Below are 21,334 nucleotides of genomic sequence, written 5' to 3'. Positions count from 1 at the left end.
GGCCTGCAGACAGTCGGAAAATCACCTGTTTCCCCTGCGACTCCGGCTCGTTAAGGAATCGGTGTTGCGCTCCGCTGGCGTAACGCCTTCCGGGAGTGAGCGTGCGCTTCGACGACAGCCTCAAGACGGTGCTTTCCGCCGACATGGACAGCGGCTTCGGCGCGCAGTCGGCGTGGCGGCAGCTCGTCGACCTGATGGGGCGCGGACGGATTGCGGCGGACGAGCCTGGCCTGGCGCGGCTGCGGATGCTGCGGCAGGCGGTGCCGCTGCAGGTGCGGTCTGCCAGCGCGCGGGCGCTCGCCTTTGCGACGCCGCCAGCGCCGCTCGTCGGGCTGTTTGCGGAAGATGCCTTTGCGGTCGCGGCGCCGTTGCTGCGCACGGTGACGCTGGACGCGGATACGTGGATCGCGTTGCTGCCGCGCCTGTCGCCGCAGGGGCGGGCGTTGCTGCGCCACCGGCGTGACCTGCCCGCGGCGGTGGAGCGGGCGCTCGAAAGCTTCGGATCGGTCGATTTCGTTTTGCCGGATGTGGCTGCCGCGGCCGATGTCGCTCCGGTGCCGGCGAAGTCGGATGTGGGGCCCGCTGAGGTGGAACCGGCGGTCGTACCGACGCCTGTGGTGGACGCGCCGGCTCCCGAGCCTGTCGTAACCGCGCCGTTCCCTGCGCCAATCGAAGCGGAGCCGATCGTCGTCGCCCCCCGCGTGGTCGCGATGCCGACGGTCGCTGTTGCCCCGCCGGAGCCGCGGCCGATAGCGGCGGGTGGCTTTCAGATCGCCGATGTTGTTGCGCGTATCGATGCCTTTCAGCGCCAGCGCGAACCGCTGGCGGCGCCCGCCGAGGCGGTGGAGCAGGCGCCTGCCACTTGCTTCCGCTTCGATACCGACAGTGCCGGCGTGATCTGCGCGGTGGACGGCGTGACGCGCGGGCCACTGATCGGCGTGTCGCTGGCGGTGGGGGCACCGCAGGGCGTGGTCCGCATCGATGCCGGCATCAATGGCGCGTTCCGTCAGCGCCAGCGATTCGCCGACGTGCGGCTCGACGTCGGCGGATCGTCCGACGCGGGCGGCGCATGGCGGGTGACGGGCGAGCCGCAATTCGATGCCGCGACGGGCCGCTTCACCGGCTATGCCGCGATCGCCCGCCGACCGCGCATCGACGAGGATGCGGGACGGCCTGCGCAGGGCAGCGGTGCGTCCGATTCGCTGCGCCAGCTGGTGCACGAGCTGCGGACGCCGACCAACGCGATTTCGGGCTTTGCCGAGCTGATCGAGGCGCAGCTGCTGGGGCCGGTATCGCCCGTGTATCGCGACCACGCCGCGACGATCCGCCGTCACGCCGACGGTCTGATCGCGGCGATCGAGGATCTGGATACCGCCGCGCGGATCGAAGGCCGTGCGTTGGAGCTGCGCCCGCGTGCCGTCGCGATCGAGCCGCTGCTGGAACGGATCGCGGCCGATCTGGCGCCGCTGGCGGCGTTGCGCGGGAGCGCGCTCGACATCCATCCGATGGGCGATCATGCCGCGCTGGCCGACGATCGGGCGATGGAGCGCTTGCTGTCGCGCCTGCTCGCCACGCTGACGTCTGCCGCCGTCGCCGGGGAACGGATCGACATCGCCGAAGCGCCGGCGCCTGCGGGGCAGGTGGCGCTGTGCTTCGCGCGCCCGCACGCGCTGGGCACCGGCGGTGAAGACGCGTTGCTCAGCATCGATGCCGATGCCGGTGAGGAAGGCGCGCCGCTGCTGGGCGCGGGCTTCGCGCTGCGGCTGGCGCGCAACCTGGCAAGCGAGATGGGCGGCGCATTGATCTTCGGCGACCATCTGTTGACACTGCGCCTGCCTGCCGCCGTACAAGAGGGGATGGAGCAGGCGGCCAACTGACCCGTGCGACGAGGCACCATCCCGCCGTACCGGCCGCCCGCCCCGACGGTCGACACGCTGATTCGCTGGCCGGAGAGCTTCGGCACTCGGTTCCTCGTGTTCGTCGACGTCGAGGAGGAGTTCGACTGGTCCGCTCCGCTGGAGGCGCGGCACCGGTCGGTGACGGCGATGCGGGCGCTGCCGGCGGCGCATGCGCGCTTTGCGGATCGGGGCGTGGGGCTGGTCTGCCTCGTCGACCATCCGGTGGCGAGCGATACCGAGGCGGTGGCGATCCTGCGCGACGTCGTGGCGGACGGGCGATCGACGATCGGGGCGCAGCTGCATTCCTGGGTCACGCCGCCTTATGGTGCGCCAACGCCGGGGGATAGCTATCCGGGCAATTTGCCGCGCGCCGCACAGGCGGCGAAGCTGGATGTATTGACCGACGTGCTGGGCGCGGCGTTCGGCGCGGCGCCGATCGTCTATCGTGCGGGTCGGTACGGCATCGGTCCGGATACGGCAGAGCTGTTGGCTGAGCGGGGCTATCGCGTCGAAACCTCGATCCGTGCGCGCTACGACTATTCGGCAGATGGCGGGCCGGATTTCAGCCGGATCGGCAGCGAGGCCTATCGATTGGGATCGTTGATCGAGGTGCCGTTGACCAGCGTGTTCACCGGCGCGCTACGCGCTCGCGGGCCCGGGCTGTATCCGGCGCTGGGGCGGGTGCCGCACGGTCGCGGCGTCGCGGCGCGAAGCGGGTTGTTGCAGCGAATCGCGTTGACGCCGGAGGATATGCCGATCGAGCAGGCGTTGGCCGCCGTGCGAATCGCGGTACGCGACGAGGGGCAGCGGCTGCTCACCTTCTCCTTCCATTCGCCGTCGCTGGAGCCGGGGCACACGCCCTATGTGCGCGATGCACGCGATCTCGACCGGTTCTGGCACTGGTGGGACCGGATGTTCGCCGAACTGGATGCACTCGGGGTGAAACCGACGACGCTTAACGCGATGTTGGCGGCTGCCGATTGCCAGGTATGACGCGCCGCAGGGGACGTATTGCAGGCAGGTTTGCGATGAAGGGGGCAAAACCGAAGATTGGGTACGCCCGACGTCGACGCCGATAAACGTCCGGTGCGGCTTGTTCGGCCAGATGTGCGCACATGCAAATAGGACGATGCGCGGTCATCATTCGCTGGGATAACGCACGCCGTCATGAGACAGTAACACTAGAGCAGATGCCGCCGAATTGCTTGGTACATTTGCAACACTGGCGCCTGCCTTTTGGGCGATGTGGCGATTTTACCTTGAATTCGATGAATTATATGTCATTGGAGCATCTCAACCTACCAAAGAGGGGACCATCATGGTTGCCAAGTATCTGATGGCTGTCGCTGCAGCCGCTCTCGCCGTGGCCCCCGCTGCGGCCGCTCCGTCGAACCCCGCCGCGAGCCTGTCGGTTGCCAAGTCGGTCCGCACCGGTTCGGCGTCGGCGAAGAAGAACGAACTGGCCGGTGGCGGTCTGATCGTTGCCCTGGTCGCGGCGGCTGCCGTCGTTGCCGGCATCGTGATCGTCGCTGACAGCGGCGACAGCAACTAAGAGTTTCTGACGATCCGGCGGAGTTCCCAAGACGCTCGCCGATCGACATGACTTTAAAGGCAAGGGGGGCTTCGGCTCCCCTTGTTGATTCTGGGGCCTGTCGAACGGTCCGAGTGACGAACTGAAACGGCGCTGCGGTCGTCTGCGGTCCGTATCGTCAGCCAGTTACGGGTTGACGGCGTTGCCGTGGATCGACGCCGTCGGGCAAATCGGTTCGCAGCATAAGCAAGGCGCCCGGACCGTACGATCCGAGCGCCCCTGATCACCTCTAAGGAAGTGCTACGTCGACTTACGCAGCCTTGGCGGCGTCCGCGTTGTTGTCGACGGCGGCCAGCGGCGCGCCGGTCTTAATCGCGATGCTCTTCGGCTTCATCGCTTCCGGCACCTCGCGGACCAGATCGATCACGAGCAGGCCGTCGTTGAGCCGCGCATCTTCGACGAACACGAAATCGGCGAGTTCGAAGCGGCGCTCGAAGCTGCGGTTGGCGATGCCGATATGCAGGAAGTTGGCGTTGGCCGCCTTGTCGTCCTTCTTGCCGGCGACGAGCAGCAAATTCTGCTGCGCCGTGATCTCGATTTCGTCGCGGCTGAAGCCGGCGACGGCGAGCGTGATCCGGTAACGGTCGTCGGCGATCCGTTCCAAGTTGAAGGGCGGGTAGTTTTCCGCGGTCGCGGCGCGCGCGTTGCTTTCCAGCATGTCGAACAGACGGTCGAAACCGATGGTCGAGCGGCGATAGGGGGTCAGGTCGAGTCGCATGTCAAATCCTCCGAACGAAGCGAGTTGAACGACGGCATCCACAGCGGTGCGATGCCGGTGCATGGCCCATCATGGCGCCATGCGTCCCCAAATTTGGGAAGGTCCGTACCGGCTTCAAGAGGGGGCGGGCCGCAAAAATCGTAAGTGAATCCAGCGCACGAAGCCCGGCTATCGCAGCCCCAAGGTTCTCCATCTTTGTAATCCCAGCGATTCGGGGGAGTTTGGTGGCAACGATAAAAGGGAGCTTTCGATGTCGCTGACGCTTGCCATGCTGCTTGCCGGCCAGACCGTGCCGCAGCCTACGCCCGAGCCGGTGCCGACACCCGAAAGCGCGCAGGCGCAGGACGACGCCAGCGCGGCGCAGGGTGCCCCCGCCCCGGCGGGTGCCGGCGACATCGTCGTTACCGCGCGCCGTCGCGCCGAATCGGTGCAGCGGGTGCCGATCGCGATCTCGGTGATCGGGGGCGCCGAACTCGACAAGACGGGTGCGTTCAACGTCAACCGCCTGCAGCAGCAGCAGCCCTCGCTGCAATTCTATTCGAGCAACCCGCGCAATTCAGCGATCAATATTCGCGGGCTCGGCGCGCCGTTCGGCCTGACCAACGATGGGATCGAACAGGGCGTCGGCTTCTACGTCGATGGCGTGTACATCGGGCGGATCGGGGCTTCGACCTTCGACTTCGTCGATGTCGAGCGGGTGGAGGTGCTGCGCGGACCGCAGGGCACGCTGTACGGTAAGAATACGACGTCGGGCGCGCTGAACATCACGACCCGGCCGCCCAGCTTCACCCCCGAGGCGCGGATCGAGCTGACCGCCGGCAATTACGAATTCGTTCAGGCCAAGGCGTCGGTATCGGGCCCGCTGTCGGATCGGGTCGCGCTGCGCCTGTCCGCGTCGTCGACGCAGCGCCAGGGTACGATCTATGACGTCACATCGGGGCGCAACCTGCACCGGTTCGAAAACAATGGCGTGCGTGGGCAGTTGCTGTGGAACGCGAGCGACAGCCTGAACTTCACGCTGTCGGGCGATTACAACGTGCAGAATCCGCTCTGCTGCGTGCAATATTACGCTCGGGTCGGCACCACGCAGCGGCCGATCGCGCGGCAATATGCGGCGCTCGCCGCGGCGTTCAATTATCGGCCGCCCAGCACCAATCCGTTCGATCGCGTGACCGACCTGGATGCGCCGATCAATTCGCGGCAGGAGATCGGCGGCGTCTCGCTGGTCGGCAATTGGGATTTGGGGCCGGCGACGCTGACCTCAGTCAGCGCGTGGCGCTATTGGGATTGGCAGCCGCAGAACGATCGCGATTTCATCGGCCTGCCGATCACGACGGTGTCGCAGAACCCGTCGCAGCAGAAACAGGTGTCGCAGGAGCTGCGCCTCGCCTCTAATGGCACCAACCGGCTGGACTATACGGTCGGCGCGTTCTTCTTTCACCAGACGATCAACACGCAGGGGTCGCAGGTCCAGGGATCCGCGGCGAGTCGGTTCCTGCTGTCGGGCAATGACGCGAACAATCCCAATGTACTCAACGGCCTGCCGTCGACGAACACGATCAACTTCGACAACACCAGCTTCGCGGTGTTCGGCAAGCTGAACTGGGCGCTGACCGATGCGCTGCACATCCAGCCGGGCCTGCGCGTCAATTACGACCGCAAGTCGGGCTTTTACGAATCGGTCGTCAGCATCCGCAACGCGCAATATGCCTTCACCGCGACGGCGGACAATGTGGCCGCTCTGCTGGCATCGCAGCCGACCGCGGCGGCGCGCACGACCTTCCAGAACCAGATCAACACGCTGGCGCCGCAACGCTACAGCCCGCGGTTCAGCGCGTGGAACACCTCGGGCGACATCACCGTTTCGTATGACGTCAGTCCCGACATTCATGCCTATGCGACCTATGCCCGCAGCTTCAAATCGGGCGGCATCAACCTGTCGGGCCTGCCGCTCAATTCCACCAGCACGGGCGTCGATCTGTCGACGCAGACGGTGAAGCCCGAGAAGGTCAACAATTACGAGATCGGGTTGAAGACGCAGTTCCTCAACCGGCGACTGACGCTGAACCTTGCCGGATACTGGACCGATGTGTTCGATTATCAGGCGACGGTGAACAATAATGCGATCAACGTGATCCGCGGCTATCTTGCCAATGCGGGTCAGGTACGGTCGCGCGGGTTCGAATTCGATACGAGCTTTCGGCCGAACAGCCGGCTGAACCTGTACGTCAACGGCGCCTTCACCGACGCGAAATACGTCCGCTTCGCCAACGCGCCCTGCCCGCCGGAATTGTCGGGCGGCTCTGCGGCCAGTGCCACGAACCCGGCGAGTCCGGCAGGGCAGGCCGGCAGTGCCACCCAACCGTCGTACAGCCCGGCCCAATGCGACATCTCCGGTCAGCGGCTGCCCGGCATCTCGAAATGGTCGTTCTCGTTCGGCGGTGAGTATAACGTGCCCGTCGGGAGCAAGGGCGGCGAAGCCTATGTCGGCTATGACGGCAGTTACCGCTCGCGCTTCTCGTCCAACCCGTCACCGTCGGCCTATACCTGGATCGAGGGCCATTCGCTGTCCAACGTCCGCGCCGGCTATCGCGAGGGCGGCATCAACGTCTTCGGCTGGGTGCGCAACGTGTTCGACAAGCAGTATTTCGAGCTGCTGTCGACTCAGTCGGGGAGTACGGGGTTGATCGTGGGGCAGCCGGGCGATCCGCGGACCTATGGTGTGACGCTGTCGACGCGGTTCTGAGGCACTCTTCGTCATCCCGGCGTAGGTCGGGATGACGAGGGCGGGGGTGGTATGCGCTTTTCGTCATTTCCGCGGAGGCGGGAATCCAGACGCGCTAGGCTCGGAGCTTGATTCGCGGACGTTCGCCAATCTGGATTCCCGCCTTCGCGGGAATGACGGTTGGATGGTGGTGGGGGGCGTCGCCTCGCGTACCGGCCAAACCAGCGTCCATCGTGAGAACGGCCCTGCGTTCGGACGGCGTTCAGCTTTGATCTGCGATAAAAGAGGTCGCCGGACGGGGGGCGTGAATTGGAAGCTCCCGCCCTTCGCCCGGCGCCGTCGAGGCGGTCCGGACAAGCAAACGCCCGGACCGTTTCCGATCCGGGCGCCTGCGTGACGAGAAACCCGTCAGCCCCCTTAGGTCGTGTCGTGAACGATCGCGCGTTTTCGCTGCGTCGCCGGAACACTGTTTCCCCGAACCACGGCCGTTGCCTGTGTCTCAGATGAGTCTGTGCTAGGCAGGGGCAGGGGCTTTGTCACCGGATATTGTCGCCCGTCATTTCGATTGCGGCTGCCCTGTGTCGAATCCGCAACATTTGTTGCTTGTCGCCGTCTCTCCGCCTAGAGCCGCGGCCATGATCCTCTCTACCTATGAACGGATGATCGCGCGGCGATATCTGCTGCCGGGCAAGGGGGAGGCGTTCATCTTCCTCGTCGCCTCGATCAGCCTCGTCGCGGTGATGCTCGGTGTGGCGGCGCTCGTCATCGTCATGAGCGTTATGAACGGCTTTCGCGCCGAGCTGTTCGACAAGATCGTCGGCCTAAACGGCCACGCGGTGATCCAGTTCGATCCCACTCGCCCCGTCGACTGGCGGCAGGTGGTGGCCGAGGCGAAGCGCACGCCCAACATCACGTCGGCGGTGCCGATGATCGAACAGCCGCTGGCGGCGACCTATAACGGCCGGGCGGAGGCGGTGCTGGTCCGCGGCGTGCGGATGCAGGACATCGCGCCGGTGATCGGCAACAAGGTGGTGATGGGGTCGCTCGCCGGCGTGACGCCGGGCAGCGGCCGGATCGCGATCGGCAGCCGGCTGGCCGAAGCGCTGGGCGCGACCGTCGGCAGCGACATATCGCTGTTCAGCCCGCAGGGGCAGACGACGCCGTTCGGCACCGTGCCGCGTATCGTCAGCTACAAGGTCGCCGCGATCTTCGAGATCGGGCTGTACGATTACGACAAGCAATATGTCTTCATGCCGATCGAGGACGCGCAGACCCTGCTGCTGCTCGGCGATAATGTCGGCATGGTCGAGATCGAGACGAACAACGCCGACAAGGTCGGGCAGATTTTGGCGCCGCTGGGCGACAAATTGCCGCCGGGTGCGGTGATCAGCGACTGGCGCAGCATGAATGCGCAGCTGTTCCAGGCGCTGGAGGTCGAGCGGGTGGCGATGTTCACCGTGCTGTCGATCATCATCCTGGTCGCGGTGTTCAACATCCTGTCCAGCCTGATCATGCTCGTGCGCGCCAAGACGCGCGACATCGCGATCCTGCGGACGATGGGTGCGACGCGGGGCGGGTTGATGCGCATCTTCATGGTGGTCGGCACGACGATCGGCGCGCTCGGCACGGTCGCGGGGCTGCTCTTGGGCTTCGTGTTCCTATTCTATCGCCAGGCGGTGGTGAACCTCGTCCAGATGGTGACGGGGCAGAATCTGTGGGATCCGTCGATCCGCTATCTCACCGAACTGCCGTCGAAGCCCGATCCCGTAGAGATCATCGTGATCGCGATCATGGCGCTGGTGTTCAGCTTCCTCGCGACGCTGTATCCAGCGTGGAAGGCGGCGAGCACCGATCCGGTACAGGTCCTTCGCTATGAATAACGTCCTCGAAACCGGACGGCTGACGCGCAGCTTCACGCAGGGCGGCGAGACGATCCACGTCCTGCGCGGGGTCGACCTGACCGTGGCGCCGGGCGAGATCGTCGCGCTGGTCGGGCCGTCGGGTTCGGGCAAGTCGACGCTGCTGCAGGCGGTGGGCTTGCTGGAGGGCGGGTTCGAAGGATCGATCCGGATTGCCGGCACCGAAGCGGCGAAGCTCGATGCGCATGGCCGCACCGTGATGCGCCGCGATCATCTGGGCTTTGTCTATCAGTTCCACCATCTACTGCCCGACTTCAACGCGACCGAGAATGTCGTGCTGCCGCAGCTGGTGCATGGCGCGGCGCGTAAGGCGGCGGACGATCGCGCGGTCGCGTTGCTCACCGCGCTAGGCCTGGGGCATCGGCTGACGCACCGGCCGAGCCAGCTGTCGGGCGGCGAGCAGCAGCGCGTCGCGGTGGCGCGCGCGCTCGCCAATCGGCCGGCGCTGGTGCTGGCGGACGAGCCGACGGGCAACCTCGACGAACATACCGCCGATATCGTGCTGGCCGAGTTCCTGCGACTGGTGCGCGGCGAGGGTTCGGCGGCGCTGATCGCGACGCATAACGAGCGGCTGGCGCAGAAGATGGACCGCGTCGTGCGCCTGCACGAGGGCGTGCTGTCGTGAGCGATGCGTGGCGGACCACCCCGACCTTGGTCGGCCGTCACGTCACGCTCCGGCCGCTTGTCGCCAAGGACAAGGACGCCTTGGTCGCCGTCGCTGCGACGGATGACCTGTGGAATATATTCTACGCGAGCGTGTCGCAGCTGAAGGATGCGGATCGCTGGTTTGCCGCCACGTTCGCGCAGGTCGAGCAGGGGCGGGCGCTGGTATTCGCGGTCTGCGATCCGGCGGGCGCGGTCGTCGGCACCACGCGCTACATGCGGATGAACGAAGGCCATCGGCGTCTGGAGATCGGCGGCACCTTCTATGCGACGCGGGTCCAACGCACCGGCGTGAATACCGAGGCGAAGCGGCTGCTGTTGACGCATGCCTTCGACGCGATGGGCGTGCAGTGCGTGCAGATCCGCACCGATGCGCTCAATATCCGCAGCCAGCGCGCGATCGAACGGTTGGGCGCGAAGCGGGATGGCGTGCTGCGCGGTCATCAGATCGTCGGCGGGCGACTGCGCGACAGCGTCGTCTATTCGATCCTGGACCGCGAATGGCCGGGCGTGCGCCAGAATCTCGACTATCTGCTTGGGAGGTACGCATGAGCGGCATCACCGATCTGACCGTGCGGGGCGCGGACGGCAACCCGCTGTCGCTGGACCGCTGGGCGGGGCGGGTACTGCTGATCGTCAACACCGCGTCGAAATGCGGGTTCACGCCGCAGTACGAAGGGCTGGAGGCGCTGCATCGGCGGTTCGCCGACAGGGGGTTCGAGGTGCTGGCCTTTCCCTGCAACCAGTTCGGCGCGCAGGAGCCGGGCGATGCGGCGGAGATCGCGAATTTCTGTTCGCTGACCTATGATGTGACGTTTCCGGTGTTTGCTAAGATCGACGTCAACGGTGCGGCGGCCGATCCGTTGTTCGATCGGCTGAAGACGGCGGCGCCGGGCGTGCTGGGTTCTAAGGCGATCAAGTGGAACTTCACCAAGTTCCTGGTGGATCGGTCGGGGCAGGTCGTGCGGCGCTATGCGCCGACGACGAAGCCGGAGGATCTTGCGGCGGATATCGAGGCGTTGCTGTAGGGCGGGCCGCGCCCCACACGGGCGTCACCCCGGACTTGTTCCGGGGTCCACTCCGCGGCGAGGGGGACGGCTGAAGCCTCTTGCCGTTCCCTGGCGGCCCGGTGGACCCCGGATCAAGTCCGGGGTGACGGGGTGGCTTGGCTTACAGCGCCGGGGCGGCGAAGGGCTTGGCGCCTTTCTTGTGGTGTAGCGCCGACAGGATCGAGGTCACGCCGCCGAACACGAAGCTGATGCCGAGGATGAAGCCCGGCAGCGTCAGCGCCGACCAGGGGAGCGTTGCGAGGACGTAGATCGCGAGCAGGATGTTGACGACGCCGAGCGCGATCATCAGCCCGCGTCCGCGCTTGAAGCGTGCGCCGAGGCCGATTTCCATCGCGCCGCGGATGCCGAGCCACACGCCGACCAGCAGCGTCAGCGACAGCGCGCCCGACATCGGATCGAAGGCCATCAGCACACCGATGACCAGCGACAGCAGGCCAAAGCCGATTGCATAGCCGCGCCCTTCGTGCTTGCCCATCACGCCCGCCGCGAGCGAGACGATACCGGCGGCGATGAAGAAGGCGCCAATGACCAGGGTGGCGGCATAGGTGGCGGCGAAGGGATTGAGGAACGCGAGGACGCCGAGCGCCAGCGACAGCACGCCATAAGCGAGGATCCAGGCCCAGCCGGCCCCGGCGGCGGTGGGTGCAAGCGGATCGGTAAAGGTGCGCGTGTCGGTCATGGCGATGTCTCCTCGTTATGGGCGCGAAACGAGGTTATCCACCGCTGGTTCCGTCCATTCCGGGCGGGTCGCCTGTTCGAATCGGGTCGGAGTCGCTAAGTGGTTCGCATGGCTCATTCGGGTTTCGTGCCGCTTCGCATTTTTTCGTCCTACACGATGCTCGACGGGGCGATCGATCCGAAGGCGATCGCGAAACAGGCCAAGGCGCAGAAGTTTCCCGCTGCCGGCCTGACCGATCGCAACGGGCTGTACGCGGCGATGGCCTTTTCGGACGCCGCGAAGAAGGACGGCGTGCAGCCGGTGATCGGGACGATGCTGTGCGTCGCGCGGCCCGATATGCCCGATGGCGTCGCCGCGCCGCTCGACTGGATCGCGCTCTATGCGCAGGATACCACCGGCTACGACAATCTATGCGCGTTGGTTAGCATGGCGCATCTCGACCGGCCGATCGAATTGCCGGCGCATGTCGATTTCGCTGCGCTGGAAGGGCGAACCGATGGTCTGATCGCGCTGACCGCGGGGGCCGAAGGCGGATTGGCGCGCCTGTTCCACGAAGATCAGCCTGACCGCGCGCGCGCCTATTGCGACCGGTTGCAGGCGCTGTTCCCCGACCGGCTGTACATCGAACTCGTCCGCCGGGGCGACGCGGTGGAGGAAGCGGCCGAACAGGCGCTGATCGACCTTGCCTATGATCGTGACCTGCCGCTGGTCGCGACCAATCCGTGCTGCTTTTCCGACAGCGGCTTCCTCGACGCGCACGATGCCATGCTGTGCATCGCGCATTCGACCTATGTCGAAAGCGAGGATCGCGTCCGCTCGTGCCCCGATGCATGGCTGAAACCCGCCGAGGTGATGAAGCAGCTGTTCGCCGATCTGCCCGAGGCGATCGACAACACGCTGGTCGTGGCGCAGCGCTGCGCGGTGATGGCGCCCTATCGCAAGCCGATCCTGCCCAGCCTGGCGGGCGATCGCGACGGCGAGGCGGCGATGCTGCGCGATCAGGCGGCGGCGGGACTGGAAGCGCGGCTCGACCGGATCGAGGAGCTGGGTGCGCAGCCCGACGATCCCAATTGGCGCGACGTGTATCGCGAGCGGCTGGCGTTCGAGGTGAACGTTATCGTCCAGATGGGTTTCCCCGGATACTTCCTGATCGTCGGCGACTTCATCAAATGGGCGAAGGATCACGACATTCCGGTGGGGCCGGGGCGTGGTTCGGGCGCCGGCTCGGTCGTCGCCTGGGCGCTGACGATCACCGACCTCGATCCGATGAAGCTGGGCCTGCTGTTCGAGCGGTTCCTGAACCCGGAACGCGTGTCGATGCCCGACTTCGACATCGACTTTTGCGAAACCCGGCGTGGCGAGGTCATCCGCTACGTGCAGGAGAAATACGGCCGCGATCAGGTCGCGCAGATCATCACCTTCGGTAAGCTGAAGGCGCGCGCGGTGTTGAAGGACACCGGCCGCGTGCTCCAGATGAGCTATGGCCAGGTCGACCGGCTCGCCAAGCTGGTGCCCAACCATCCGACCGATCCCTGGGACCTCAAGCGCGCGCTGAACGGCGTGCCCGAGTTGGCGAAGGAATATGCCAACGACAATCAGGTCCGCCGCCTGCTCGACCTCGCGACCAAGCTTGAGGGCCTGCCGCGCCATTCGTCGACACACGCCGCGGGCGTGGTCATCGGCGACCGGCCGCTGAGCCAGCTTGTCCCGCTCTACCGCGATCCGCGGTCCGACATGCCGGTGACGCAGTTCGACATGAAATATGTTGAAGGCGCGGGGCTGGTGAAGTTCGACTTCCTCGGTCTGAAAACGCTGTCGGTTCTGAAGAAGGCCGTCCAACTGCTTGGCAAGCGAGACATTTCGATCGACCTGGATGCGCTGCCCTGGGACGACGAAGCGACGTACAAGCTGCTCCAGAAGGGCGACACGGTCGGCGTGTTCCAGCTGGAATCGGAGGGCATGCGGCGCACGCTCAGCGCCGTCCGGCCGACCAATTTCGGCGACATCATCGCGCTCGTGTCGCTGTATCGCCCCGGCCCGATGGACAACATCCCGAGCTTCGGGCGGCGCAAGCAGGGGACCGAGGAGATCCTCTACCCCCACCCGCTGCTGGAACCGATCCTGAAAGAGACCTACGGGATCTTCGTCTATCAGGAACAGGTGATGCAGGCCGCGCAGATCCTGGCGGGCTACAGCCTGGGCGGCGCCGATTTGCTGCGCCGCGCGATGGGCAAGAAGATCAAGGCGGAGATGGACGCGCAGCGCGCGACCTTCGTCGCCGGTTGTGCCGAGCATAACGGCATCAAGGCGGATTACGCCAACCAGCTGTTCGACTTGATCGACAAGTTCGCAGGCTATGGCTTCAACAAGAGCCACGCCGCCGCCTATGCGCTGCTCGCCTATCAGACCGCCTGGCTGAAGGCGCACCACCCGCACGAATTCTTCGCCGCGTCTATGTGTTACGACATGGCGCAGACCGACAAGCTCTGCATTTTCGTCGACGACATGCGACGGCTGGGCGTCGATATCGTCGGGCCGGACATCAACCAGAGCGATGCCGAGTTCGACGTGCAGACGGTCGGGGAGGGCGAGGAACGCCGCCTCGCGGTCCGCTATGCATTGGGCGCGCTGAAGTCCGTCGGCGAAGGCGCGATGGAGAAATTGATCGTCGAGCGGGTCGCGGCGGGGCCGTTCAAGAGCCTCGACGACCTCGCCAATCGCGTCGATCCGCGACTGATCAACAAGCGGCAGCTCGAAACGCTGGCCGCGGCGGGGGCGTTCGATGCGATCGAGCCGAACCGCGCTGCGGTTCATGCCGTCGCCGAGACGATCCTGGGCCTCGCCGCCTCGACGCATGCCGGACGGACGAGCGGTCAGGGTGGCCTGTTCGGTGGGGACGAGGTTGCCGGCGACACGATCCGGCTGCCCCAGGGGCTGCGCTGGACGATGGCGCAGGCGATGGAGCAGGAAAAGGACGCCTTCGGCTTCTATTTCTCCGCGCATCCCGTCGACCGGCACGCGCATCTCGCCAAGATGCATGGCGCGCGGCAATATGTCGCGCTGACCGAGTTGCGCATTCCGGAAGACGGCACGCGCGCGGGGGCGACGATGGCGGTGCTGGTCGAGGATGCGCGCTGGCGGACCTCGGCACGCGGCAAGCGCTACATGATGGCGACGCTGTCGGATGCGAGCGGCCAGTTCGTCGCGACCTGTTTCGACGATGGCGTCGCGGCAGAACTGGAAGAGGCGGCGCGTTGTGGCGGGTGCGGCCTGATCACCGTCGAGCTCGACCGGCGGCCGGGCGAAGAGACTCCGCGCGTGTCGGTCAAACGCATCCAGCCGTTCGAGGGGCTGGCGTCGATGGCGCGCTTCACGATCGAGGCGCGGGTGGCGACGGCGGAGGCGTTCGCGGCGTTGGCGACCTTGCTGGGCGAGGCGCGCGGTGCGCGCGGCGAAGTGCGCGCGCGCATTCCGGCGGGCGACGGCGAGGCGGTCGTCCTGCTCGGGCGCGATTTCCTGCTCGACCTCGAACTGGTCGAGGCGATCCAGGCAATTCCGGGGATCAGCAACGTGGCGCTCGACCGGGTCGCTTCGCAGTTGCGGGCGGTGGGCTGATGCCGATCGACCCCGATCTGCCGTTTCGCGCGATCAATATCGCCGTGCTCACCGTCTCCGACACGCGGGGCCTCGCCGAGGATCGGTCGGGCGATACGCTCGTCGCGCGGCTGGAGGGCGCGGGGCATCGCCTCGCCGATCGCGTCATCCTGCGCGACGACATCGAGGGCATCGTCGCGCAACTGGAGCGGTGGATCGACGATCCCGCGATCGATTGCGTCATCACGACGGGCGGCACGGGCGTGACGGGACGCGACGTGACGCCGGAGGCGGTCGAGCGGGTTGCGACGAAGATGATTCCCGGGTTCGGCGAGCTGTTCCGGCATCTGAGCTTCGCCAAGATCGGCACGTCGACCGTCCAGTCGCGCGCCTGCGCCTGCGTGGCGCGGGGGACCTATATCTTCGCGCTGCCGGGCTCGACCGGCGCGGTGAAGGATGGGTGGGACGGCATCCTTGCCGACCAGCTGGACAGCCGGCATCGGCCCTGCAACTTCGTCGAGCTGATGCCGCGCCTGACCGAACGATAGGGCGGACCTTCGCGCGAGTCCGCGACGTTGTGCGGGCATGGATGACGATCGATTCGAGGCACGGCATCGCGCGGTGCCGACGGGCAGGCTTGCGCGACTAGGCGGGTTCGGGCGGCTTGCTGGCGGTGTGGCGGGCGGCATGCTGGCCGAGGGCGCGCGGCGGCTGGCGCAGGGCGAGCGGCCGCGGATGGGCGATCTGGTGCTGACCCCGGCCAATGCGGCGCGTGTCGCCGACCGATTGTCGCACCTGCGCGGCGCGGCGATGAAGCTGGGGCAGATGATCTCGATGGATGCGGGCGATGTGCTGCCGCCCGAATTGTCGGCGATCCTCGCGCGGCTGCGCAACCAGGGCTATCGCATGCCGCCGCAGCAGCTCGACCAAGTGCTGGCGCGCGAATGGGGACGGGACTGGCGGCGCCGGTTCCGGCATTTCGAAGCGGCGCCGGTCGCGGCGGCCTCGATCGGGCAGGTGCATCGCGCGACGCTGCCCGATGGGCGACGGCTGGCGATCAAGGTGCAATATCCCGGTGTTGCGGAGAGCATCGATTCGGACGTCGACAATGTCGCGACGTTGCTGCGCGTATCGGGGCTGCTGCCGCGGGGCCTGGATATCGCCCCGCTGCTGGCCGAGGCGAAGCGCCAGCTGGCCGAGGAGGCGGACTATACGCGCGAGGGCGAACAGATGCGGGCCTATGCCGCGCGGCTGGCGGGGGATGCGCGCTATGTCGTGCCGAAGCTGGAGCCGGAGCTCACGACGCGACACGTGTTGGCGATGAGCTTCGTCGAAGGGCAGGCGATCGAGACGCTGGAGGGTGCCTCGCAAGAGGCGCGCGACGCCGCGCTGACCGCGCTGGTGACGTTGGTGTTGCGTGAATTGTTCGAGTTCGGCGTGATGCAGACCGATCCCAATTTCGCCAATTACCGCTGGCAGGCGGATAGCGGCGCGCTGGTGCTGCTCGATTTCGGGGCGACGCGCGCGGTGCCGGCGGAGACGGCGGATGCCTATCGCCGGTTGATCGAGGCGGGGCTGGCGCGCGATCGGGACATGATCCGCGAGGTGGCGGTGGAGACGGGCTTCATCGGGGTCGAGGCCGCGCGGGCGCACCGTGGCGCAGTTGATCGGATCATCGCGGCGATCGACGCGGCGCTCAACCGGCCTGGCGCGTTCGACTTCGGCGACCGCGCCTTCGTGCCGGTGGTGCGCGAGGAGGCGAAGGCGATGATCGCCGATCGCGACACCTGGCACGTACCGCATGTCGAAACGCTGTTCGTGCAGCGCAAGGTCAGCGGCACGGCGCTGCTCGCCGCGCGGTTGAAGGCGCGGGTGGATGTGCGCGGGCTTGCCGCCGCGGCGATCGGGCGCGCCTAGCGGACGGCGTGGCCGCTCATCTCGGCACCGGCGTCGGCCGCGAACCGGCGGTTCCAGATGACCGCCGACGCCGAGATGGTGGCGACGACGACGAAGGCGAGCGAGAAGGTGAGCAGCGTCGGCTGACGGGTGCCCTCGATCACCGTGCCGATCTCCAGCACCGTTGCGGCGGTGCAGATGCCGAGCGACAGCGTCAGCTGCTGAAAGGTCGCGTAGAAGCTGGTCGCCGCGCTCATCTGCGCCTTGTCGGTGTCGGCATAGGCGATGGCGTTGTAGCCGGTGAACTGGAATGACGTGAAGAAGCCCGAAATGCCAAGCACCAGCACGATCGCGGCGGTCGGCCAATCGGGGCGGAACAGCGCGCAGGTCGCATAGCCGAGGCTGCTGGCGATCCCCGACACGATCAGGCTGCGGCGAAAGCCCCAACGACGCAGCACGCGCGGGGCGAGCGCCTTCATCGCCAGCGCGCCGATCGCGCCCGCCATGGTGATCGTACCGGTCTTCGCTGCGGTGAGGCCGAAGCCGAGCTGCAGCATCAGCGGCAGCAGGAACGGCTGTGCCCCTTGTGTGATCCGCGTCAGCGACCCGGCGATCACCGACAGGCGGAAGGTCGGCACCCGCATCAGCGCGGGGTCGAGGATCGGATCGGCCACGTGACGGGCGTGGCGGAAATAGGCGATGCCCATGCCGAGGCCCGCGACCAGCAGGATCAGGGCGACCAACCCGGTGCCGGGGCGGCTCGCCAGCTCGAAGCCGAACAAAAGGCAGCCGAGCGACATGCCCGACAGGATGAAACCGACCAGATCGAAACGGGCGCGCGCATCGCCGCGCACCTCCGGCACCAGCAGCAACGCACCGATGATGCCCATCACGCCGAAGGGGATGTTGAGGTAGAAAATCCAGCGCCAGTCGAGCCAGGTGACGATGACGCCGCCGATCGGTGGCCCCAGGATCGGGCCGGCGAGCGCGGGCATGACCAGCCAGGACAAGGCCTGAACCATGTCTTCCTTGGCGACGCTGCGCAGCAGGACGAGGCGGCCGACCGGCACCATCATCGCACCGCCGATCCCCTGGACGAAGCGGGCGGCGACCAGCGTCGGCAGCGACCCGGCCTGCGCGCAGGCGATCGAACCGAGCAGGAACACGACGATCGCCCCGCAGAAGATGCTGCGCGAGCCGAAGCGGTCGGCCAGCGTGCCGCTTGCCGGGATGAACAGGGCGAGCGCCAGCAGATAGCTGGTGAGCGCGAGGCTGAGGCTGGTGGCGGGCGTGCCGAGATCGCGGGCCATGGTGGGCAAGGCGACGGTCAGCACGGTCCCGTCGAGTTGCTGCATGAACAGCGCGGAGGCGACGACCAGCGCGATGACGCGATAGCTGCGGGTGGAAGCGGGCGGTCGGCCCTCGCCGCTGGTGACGGCTTCGACTGCGGGCGCCAAACCATCGCCGACATCGGCGCTCATCGAAGCGAGGTTACGTCGTCTCCACCGCATGTCGTTCGTTCATGCTCCTTCGCCAGGCGCGGCGGCATGCGCCGGCCCGCTTCGATCGTGATCCTCACCCGGTTCGATGGCGGTGTTCCGTCCGGCGTTTGCGCTCGGCGAGAGCCCTGCCGGGTCGTTCATGGAACGACCGTCTGCGGGAGCACCTAATCCCATCCGCTTCGAAACACACGGCGAAAACGCCGGCATGCGAAAAGGGGCACCGCCGTTGCCGGCGATGCCCCCTTCCCGTCGCTACGACGTAGCGCGTGCTCAGTTGATGCTCAGGCTACCGCTGCCCGATGCGCTGCCGCTGGCCGAGGCCGAGCGGTTGCCCGCGCTCGCGGAGCCGCTGCCATTCGCCGAGCCCGAACCGGCCAGCGATCCGCGCGTGCCGTTGGCCGCGCCGTTCGCGGCGCCTCCGGCGGCGAGGGCGCCGTCGTTCACCCGATTGCGGGTCGCATTGGCCGCCGTCGTGGTGCGGTCGCGGGCGGTCACCGCGGTGGCGGCGGCGCGATCGTGCACCGCGCCGGCAGTCGAGGTCGCCCGGTTGCGGGCTGCCGTCGCGGTGGTCGTAGCGCGATCGCGCGCGGCGCCGGCCGTTGCCGCCGCGCCATCGCGGGCGCCGCGTACCGTGTTGGCGACCTGATCGGTGCCGACCAGCTGGGCGTCGACGCCGCCGTTCGCACTGCCGCTGGCCGAGCCGCTCTGGCTCAGCGCTCCACTGAGCGCACCGCCCCGCGGGCCGGTCGCGCCAAGCGCGCCGTCGGTGCTGCGGCTGACGCTACCGGCGAGGCCGCCATCGGCGCTGGCGCGGCCCGAGCGGGTGTCGATCGAGCGGCTGCCATGCGCCCGTGCCGTACCGTTGACGGTGTTCGACACGCGGCCGCTGGTCTGCCCGACGGTCGAGCCGAGCTGGCCCGCGCCGTTCAGCGTGCCCGACACGGCGCCGCCGAGGTTGCCGGCACCGCCCAGCATGCCGCCGACGCCGCCACCACCCAGCAGCTGCGCCGAAGCGGGGGCCGTCATCAGCATGGTCGTCGCGATCAGGGCGAAACGGATCGTGGGGGTCATGAGAAATCTCCTTTCGTCCGAGCCGGGGTGGGGGACTGCCCGGCTTCCGAAAAGGACAACGATGGACCTTTTCGGTTTAATCCCGGCATCGCGAAAATTATTTCAGGCCGACCGCCTTCGGGGGCGTGCGGCACGTGTCGCAGAGGATCCCGCGGCCGATGCGGCCGCTGCCGGGCTTGGCCTCTGCGGCAAGGGCGGCGGGCGTTCCGACGCGGGCGAGTGTTGCGGCGACGAGGGGGGCGGCGAAGCTGGTGCCGCGCAGCACCTCCCACCCGCCGCCGGGCACCGCCCCGACCATGTCCGCGCCGGGTGCCGCGTAATCGAGATGGAGCGGCTTGCCGGCCTCCATCAACGCCTTGCCCTTGGCGTCGACGCCGGTGACCGCGATCACATCGGGATAGGAAGCGGGATATTGCGGCGGGGCGGCAGGGCCGTCGTTGCCGACTGCGGCGACGACGCGGATGCCCTTGGTAGTCAACGCACGAATGCCCGCCGCGAGCAGCGGGTTGGGCGGGCCGACCAGGCTGATGTTGACGACCTTCGCGCCATTCTGGGCGAGCCAAGACATGGCGCGGACGATGGCGACGGCCGAGCCGTTGCTCGCCGATCCGCCATAGACGTCGGCGACGAGCAATCCGGCGCCGGGCATCGCGCCATGGAAGGCGCCGCTGCGGCCTACCATCAACGACGCGACGGCAGTGCCATGGCCGCTGGGCTTGGCGTCTCCCGCAAAGCCGCGCTGCTCGATGGCTATGCCGGCGAAGGCGGGATGGCGGCCGACGCCGCCATCGATCAGGCCCATGCGCAACGGGGCATTGCCGCTCGTCGCGCCGCCACCGCCCGCCAGTGCGCCGGCCATCGCCGCCAGCGGTGCGTGCGCGGGTTCGTAGATGGCGTCGAGGGCGTAGGTGCCACCCGGATCCAGCGCGCGCAGCGCCTCGATCGCTTTGCGCACCGGCTTGCCGTGTGGGGGTGCGAGTATGGAGGTGCTGACATCGAGGCCGTCGATCGTCTCGACGCGGGTCAGCGTAAAGCCCGCGGCCTTCGCCTTTTCGAGCGTGTCGGGGGTGAGGGCCAGCGCGAGGATCACATCGCGCCGCACGGGATTGCCGTCGTCATCCACGTCCAGCGTCGCGCGGTTTTCGCGGACCAGTGCGCGCAGGCGTTCCTTGCGTAGCGCCAGCAGGTCGCGGGGGCTGAGCGCACGCAACGCGCCGTCGGCCATCAGCAGCGGCCCGCCGAGACCGGACGCGACGCCCTGCGACAGCGCGTCGGACGCCTGTTGCCGTGATCCTAGGAGGCTGCCCGCGGCTCGTTGTACGGGGTCGGTCACCCCGCCCAGCGGCGTCGCCAATCCGCCTGTCGGCAGGCCACCACCCAGCAGCTGCGCCGCAGCCGGGCTGGCCAGACCGATCGTCAGCATCAGCGCCCATCCCTTCATCTTTGTCTTCCTTTTTTGGCTCGCTCCATGGATGAAACGACCGCCGGGTGACGTTTCATCCGCATGGACGAAGGACAGGGCCACTTTGGACGAAGTCGAGCGACGTTTGGCAAGCCTGTTGCCGCGGCTGAGGCGATTTGCCCATGGCTTGGCGCGCAGCGGCCCCGATGCCGACGATCTCGTGCAGGCGGCGGCGGAGCGTATGCTGAAGGCGCGCGATCAGTGGCAGCCGGGCACGCATTTCGAGGCCTGGGCCTATCGCGTGGTCCGCAACCTGTGGATCGATACGGCGCGATCTCGCCAGCGCCGCGAGGCGGTGCATGCGCCCGAGGAACAGGGGATGCAGGTCGGCGTGGCGGGCGATGCCGAGGCGCGGGTCGAACTATCCTATTTGATGCGGGCGCTGGACCGCCTGCCGGACGAGCAGCGCGAGGCGGTTGTCCTGGTGATGATCGAGGGCAAGAGCTACGCCGAAGCGGCGGAGGTGCTCGAGGTGCCGATGGGCACGCTGACCAGCCGGCTGGTGCGCGGGCGGCAGGCATTAATGGCGGCGGTGGAGGCTTGAGC

The 21,334-nt window shown here is 67.3% G+C and carries 17 protein-coding genes; 12 read left to right on the top strand and 5 right to left on the bottom strand.

The features are described from left to right. The first annotated feature begins 101 nt into the window (after window positions 1–101). From SPHME3_RS0113765 to SPHME3_RS0113755, 3 genes are all read left to right on the top strand, one after another. Window positions 102–1,877 (top strand): histidine kinase dimerization/phospho-acceptor domain-containing protein, encoded by a 1,776-nt coding sequence (locus tag SPHME3_RS0113765; protein ID WP_231292008.1) that lies wholly within the window; start codon window positions 102–104, stop codon window positions 1,875–1,877. A 3-nt stretch (window positions 1,878–1,880) separates the two neighbouring features. Next, window positions 1,881–2,891, top strand: coding sequence for a polysaccharide deacetylase family protein (locus SPHME3_RS0113760; protein WP_017978618.1), 1,011 nt, complete (start codon window positions 1,881–1,883; stop codon window positions 2,889–2,891). Window positions 2,892–3,216: 325 nt separating this feature from the next. Continuing rightward, a complete protein-coding gene (locus SPHME3_RS0113755) occupies window positions 3,217–3,450 on the top strand; it encodes a hypothetical protein (RefSeq protein WP_018250831.1) in 234 nt (77 codons plus the stop codon). A gap of 289 nt (window positions 3,451–3,739) precedes the next feature. Here SPHME3_RS0113755 and SPHME3_RS0113750 read toward each other — a convergent pair whose 3' ends face one another. Further along, a complete protein-coding gene (locus SPHME3_RS0113750; protein ID WP_017978620.1) occupies window positions 3,740–4,207 on the bottom strand; it encodes an Hsp20 family protein in 468 nt (155 codons plus the stop codon). A 250-nt stretch (window positions 4,208–4,457) separates the two neighbouring features. Between SPHME3_RS0113750 and SPHME3_RS0113745 the strand changes: the two genes are divergently transcribed. The 5 genes from SPHME3_RS0113745 to SPHME3_RS0113725 all read left to right on the top strand — a co-directional run bounded on the left by SPHME3_RS0113745 (window position 4,458) and on the right by SPHME3_RS0113725 (window position 10,542). Next, window positions 4,458–6,953 carry a TonB-dependent receptor gene (locus SPHME3_RS0113745; protein ID WP_018250830.1) on the top strand — a complete coding sequence of 832 codons (2,496 nt, stop codon included), beginning with the start codon at window positions 4,458–4,460 and terminating at the stop codon, window positions 6,951–6,953. A gap of 614 nt (window positions 6,954–7,567) precedes the next feature. Further along, window positions 7,568–8,812: a lipoprotein-releasing ABC transporter permease subunit gene (locus SPHME3_RS0113740; protein WP_024310526.1), complete on the top strand. Its 1,245-nt coding sequence runs from the start codon at window positions 7,568–7,570 to the stop codon at window positions 8,810–8,812. Continuing rightward, window positions 8,805–9,476: an ABC transporter ATP-binding protein gene (locus tag SPHME3_RS0113735; RefSeq protein WP_017978623.1), complete on the top strand. Its 672-nt coding sequence runs from the start codon at window positions 8,805–8,807 to the stop codon at window positions 9,474–9,476. Before SPHME3_RS0113740 ends, SPHME3_RS0113735 begins: the two co-directional genes overlap by 8 nt. After that, window positions 9,473–10,066 carry a GNAT family N-acetyltransferase gene (locus SPHME3_RS0113730; protein ID WP_020486480.1) on the top strand — a complete coding sequence of 198 codons (594 nt, stop codon included), beginning with the start codon at window positions 9,473–9,475 and terminating at the stop codon, window positions 10,064–10,066. Before SPHME3_RS0113735 ends, SPHME3_RS0113730 begins: the two co-directional genes overlap by 4 nt. Then, window positions 10,063–10,542 (top strand): glutathione peroxidase, encoded by a 480-nt coding sequence (locus tag SPHME3_RS0113725; protein ID WP_017978625.1) that lies wholly within the window; start codon window positions 10,063–10,065, stop codon window positions 10,540–10,542. The genes SPHME3_RS0113730 and SPHME3_RS0113725 overlap by 4 nt, the downstream gene beginning before the upstream one ends. Before the next feature lie 142 nt (window positions 10,543–10,684). Here the strand turns inward: SPHME3_RS0113725 and SPHME3_RS0113720 are convergent, their stop codons facing one another. Next, entirely contained in the window at window positions 10,685–11,263 is a 579-nt protein-coding gene (locus SPHME3_RS0113720) for an HdeD family acid-resistance protein (protein ID WP_017978626.1), read from the bottom strand. A gap of 108 nt (window positions 11,264–11,371) precedes the next feature. Between SPHME3_RS0113720 and dnaE the strand changes: the two genes are divergently transcribed. From dnaE to SPHME3_RS0113705, 3 genes are read left to right on the top strand one after another with little or no spacing between them, the layout of a single operon-like run. Beyond that, the gene (dnaE, locus tag SPHME3_RS0113715; RefSeq protein ID WP_017978627.1) at window positions 11,372–14,878 is read left to right on the top strand and encodes a DNA polymerase III subunit alpha; all 3,507 of its coding nucleotides are present in this window, start codon (window positions 11,372–11,374) and stop codon (window positions 14,876–14,878) included. Continuing rightward, window positions 14,878–15,405, top strand: coding sequence for a molybdenum cofactor biosynthesis protein B (gene moaB / locus SPHME3_RS0113710; RefSeq protein ID WP_017978628.1), 528 nt, complete (start codon window positions 14,878–14,880; stop codon window positions 15,403–15,405). The genes dnaE and moaB overlap by 1 nt, the downstream gene beginning before the upstream one ends. Window positions 15,406–15,442: 37 nt before the next feature. After that, window positions 15,443–16,774 carry an ABC1 kinase family protein gene (locus SPHME3_RS0113705; RefSeq protein WP_017978629.1) on the top strand — a complete coding sequence of 444 codons (1,332 nt, stop codon included), beginning with the start codon at window positions 15,443–15,445 and terminating at the stop codon, window positions 16,772–16,774. On the opposite strand, the gene SPHME3_RS0113700 is transcribed toward SPHME3_RS0113705, so the two are convergent. The 3 genes from SPHME3_RS0113700 to SPHME3_RS0113690 all read right to left on the bottom strand — a co-directional run bounded on the left by SPHME3_RS0113700 (window position 16,771) and on the right by SPHME3_RS0113690 (window position 20,767). Further along, complete coding sequence (locus tag SPHME3_RS0113700; RefSeq protein ID WP_017978630.1) at window positions 16,771–18,234, bottom strand: MFS transporter; 1,464 nt, start codon at window positions 18,232–18,234, stop codon at window positions 16,771–16,773. The two genes, SPHME3_RS0113705 and SPHME3_RS0113700, sit on opposite strands and share 4 nt — an antisense overlap. A gap of 291 nt (window positions 18,235–18,525) precedes the next feature. Continuing rightward, window positions 18,526–19,326, bottom strand: coding sequence for a hypothetical protein (locus SPHME3_RS0113695; protein WP_017978631.1), 801 nt, complete (start codon window positions 19,324–19,326; stop codon window positions 18,526–18,528). Window positions 19,327–19,423: 97 nt separating this feature from the next. After that, on the bottom strand, window positions 19,424–20,767 hold the full coding sequence (locus SPHME3_RS0113690; protein ID WP_017978632.1) for a S8 family serine peptidase: 1,344 nt from the start codon (window positions 20,765–20,767) through the stop codon (window positions 19,424–19,426). 106 nt (window positions 20,768–20,873) lie between these two features. Between SPHME3_RS0113690 and SPHME3_RS0113685 the strand changes: the two genes are divergently transcribed. After that, a complete protein-coding gene (locus SPHME3_RS0113685) occupies window positions 20,874–21,332 on the top strand; it encodes an RNA polymerase sigma factor (protein WP_020486481.1) in 459 nt (152 codons plus the stop codon). The last annotated feature ends 2 nt before the right edge of the window (window positions 21,333–21,334 follow it).

The sequence above is a fragment of the Sphingomonas melonis DAPP-PG 224 genome (assembly GCF_000379045.1).
In the GTDB taxonomy this organism is placed as follows: domain Bacteria; phylum Pseudomonadota; class Alphaproteobacteria; order Sphingomonadales; family Sphingomonadaceae; genus Sphingomonas; species Sphingomonas aquatilis.
The sequence above is the reverse complement of the archived record's forward strand: the minus strand, read 5'-3'. Positions and strand labels throughout refer to the sequence as shown.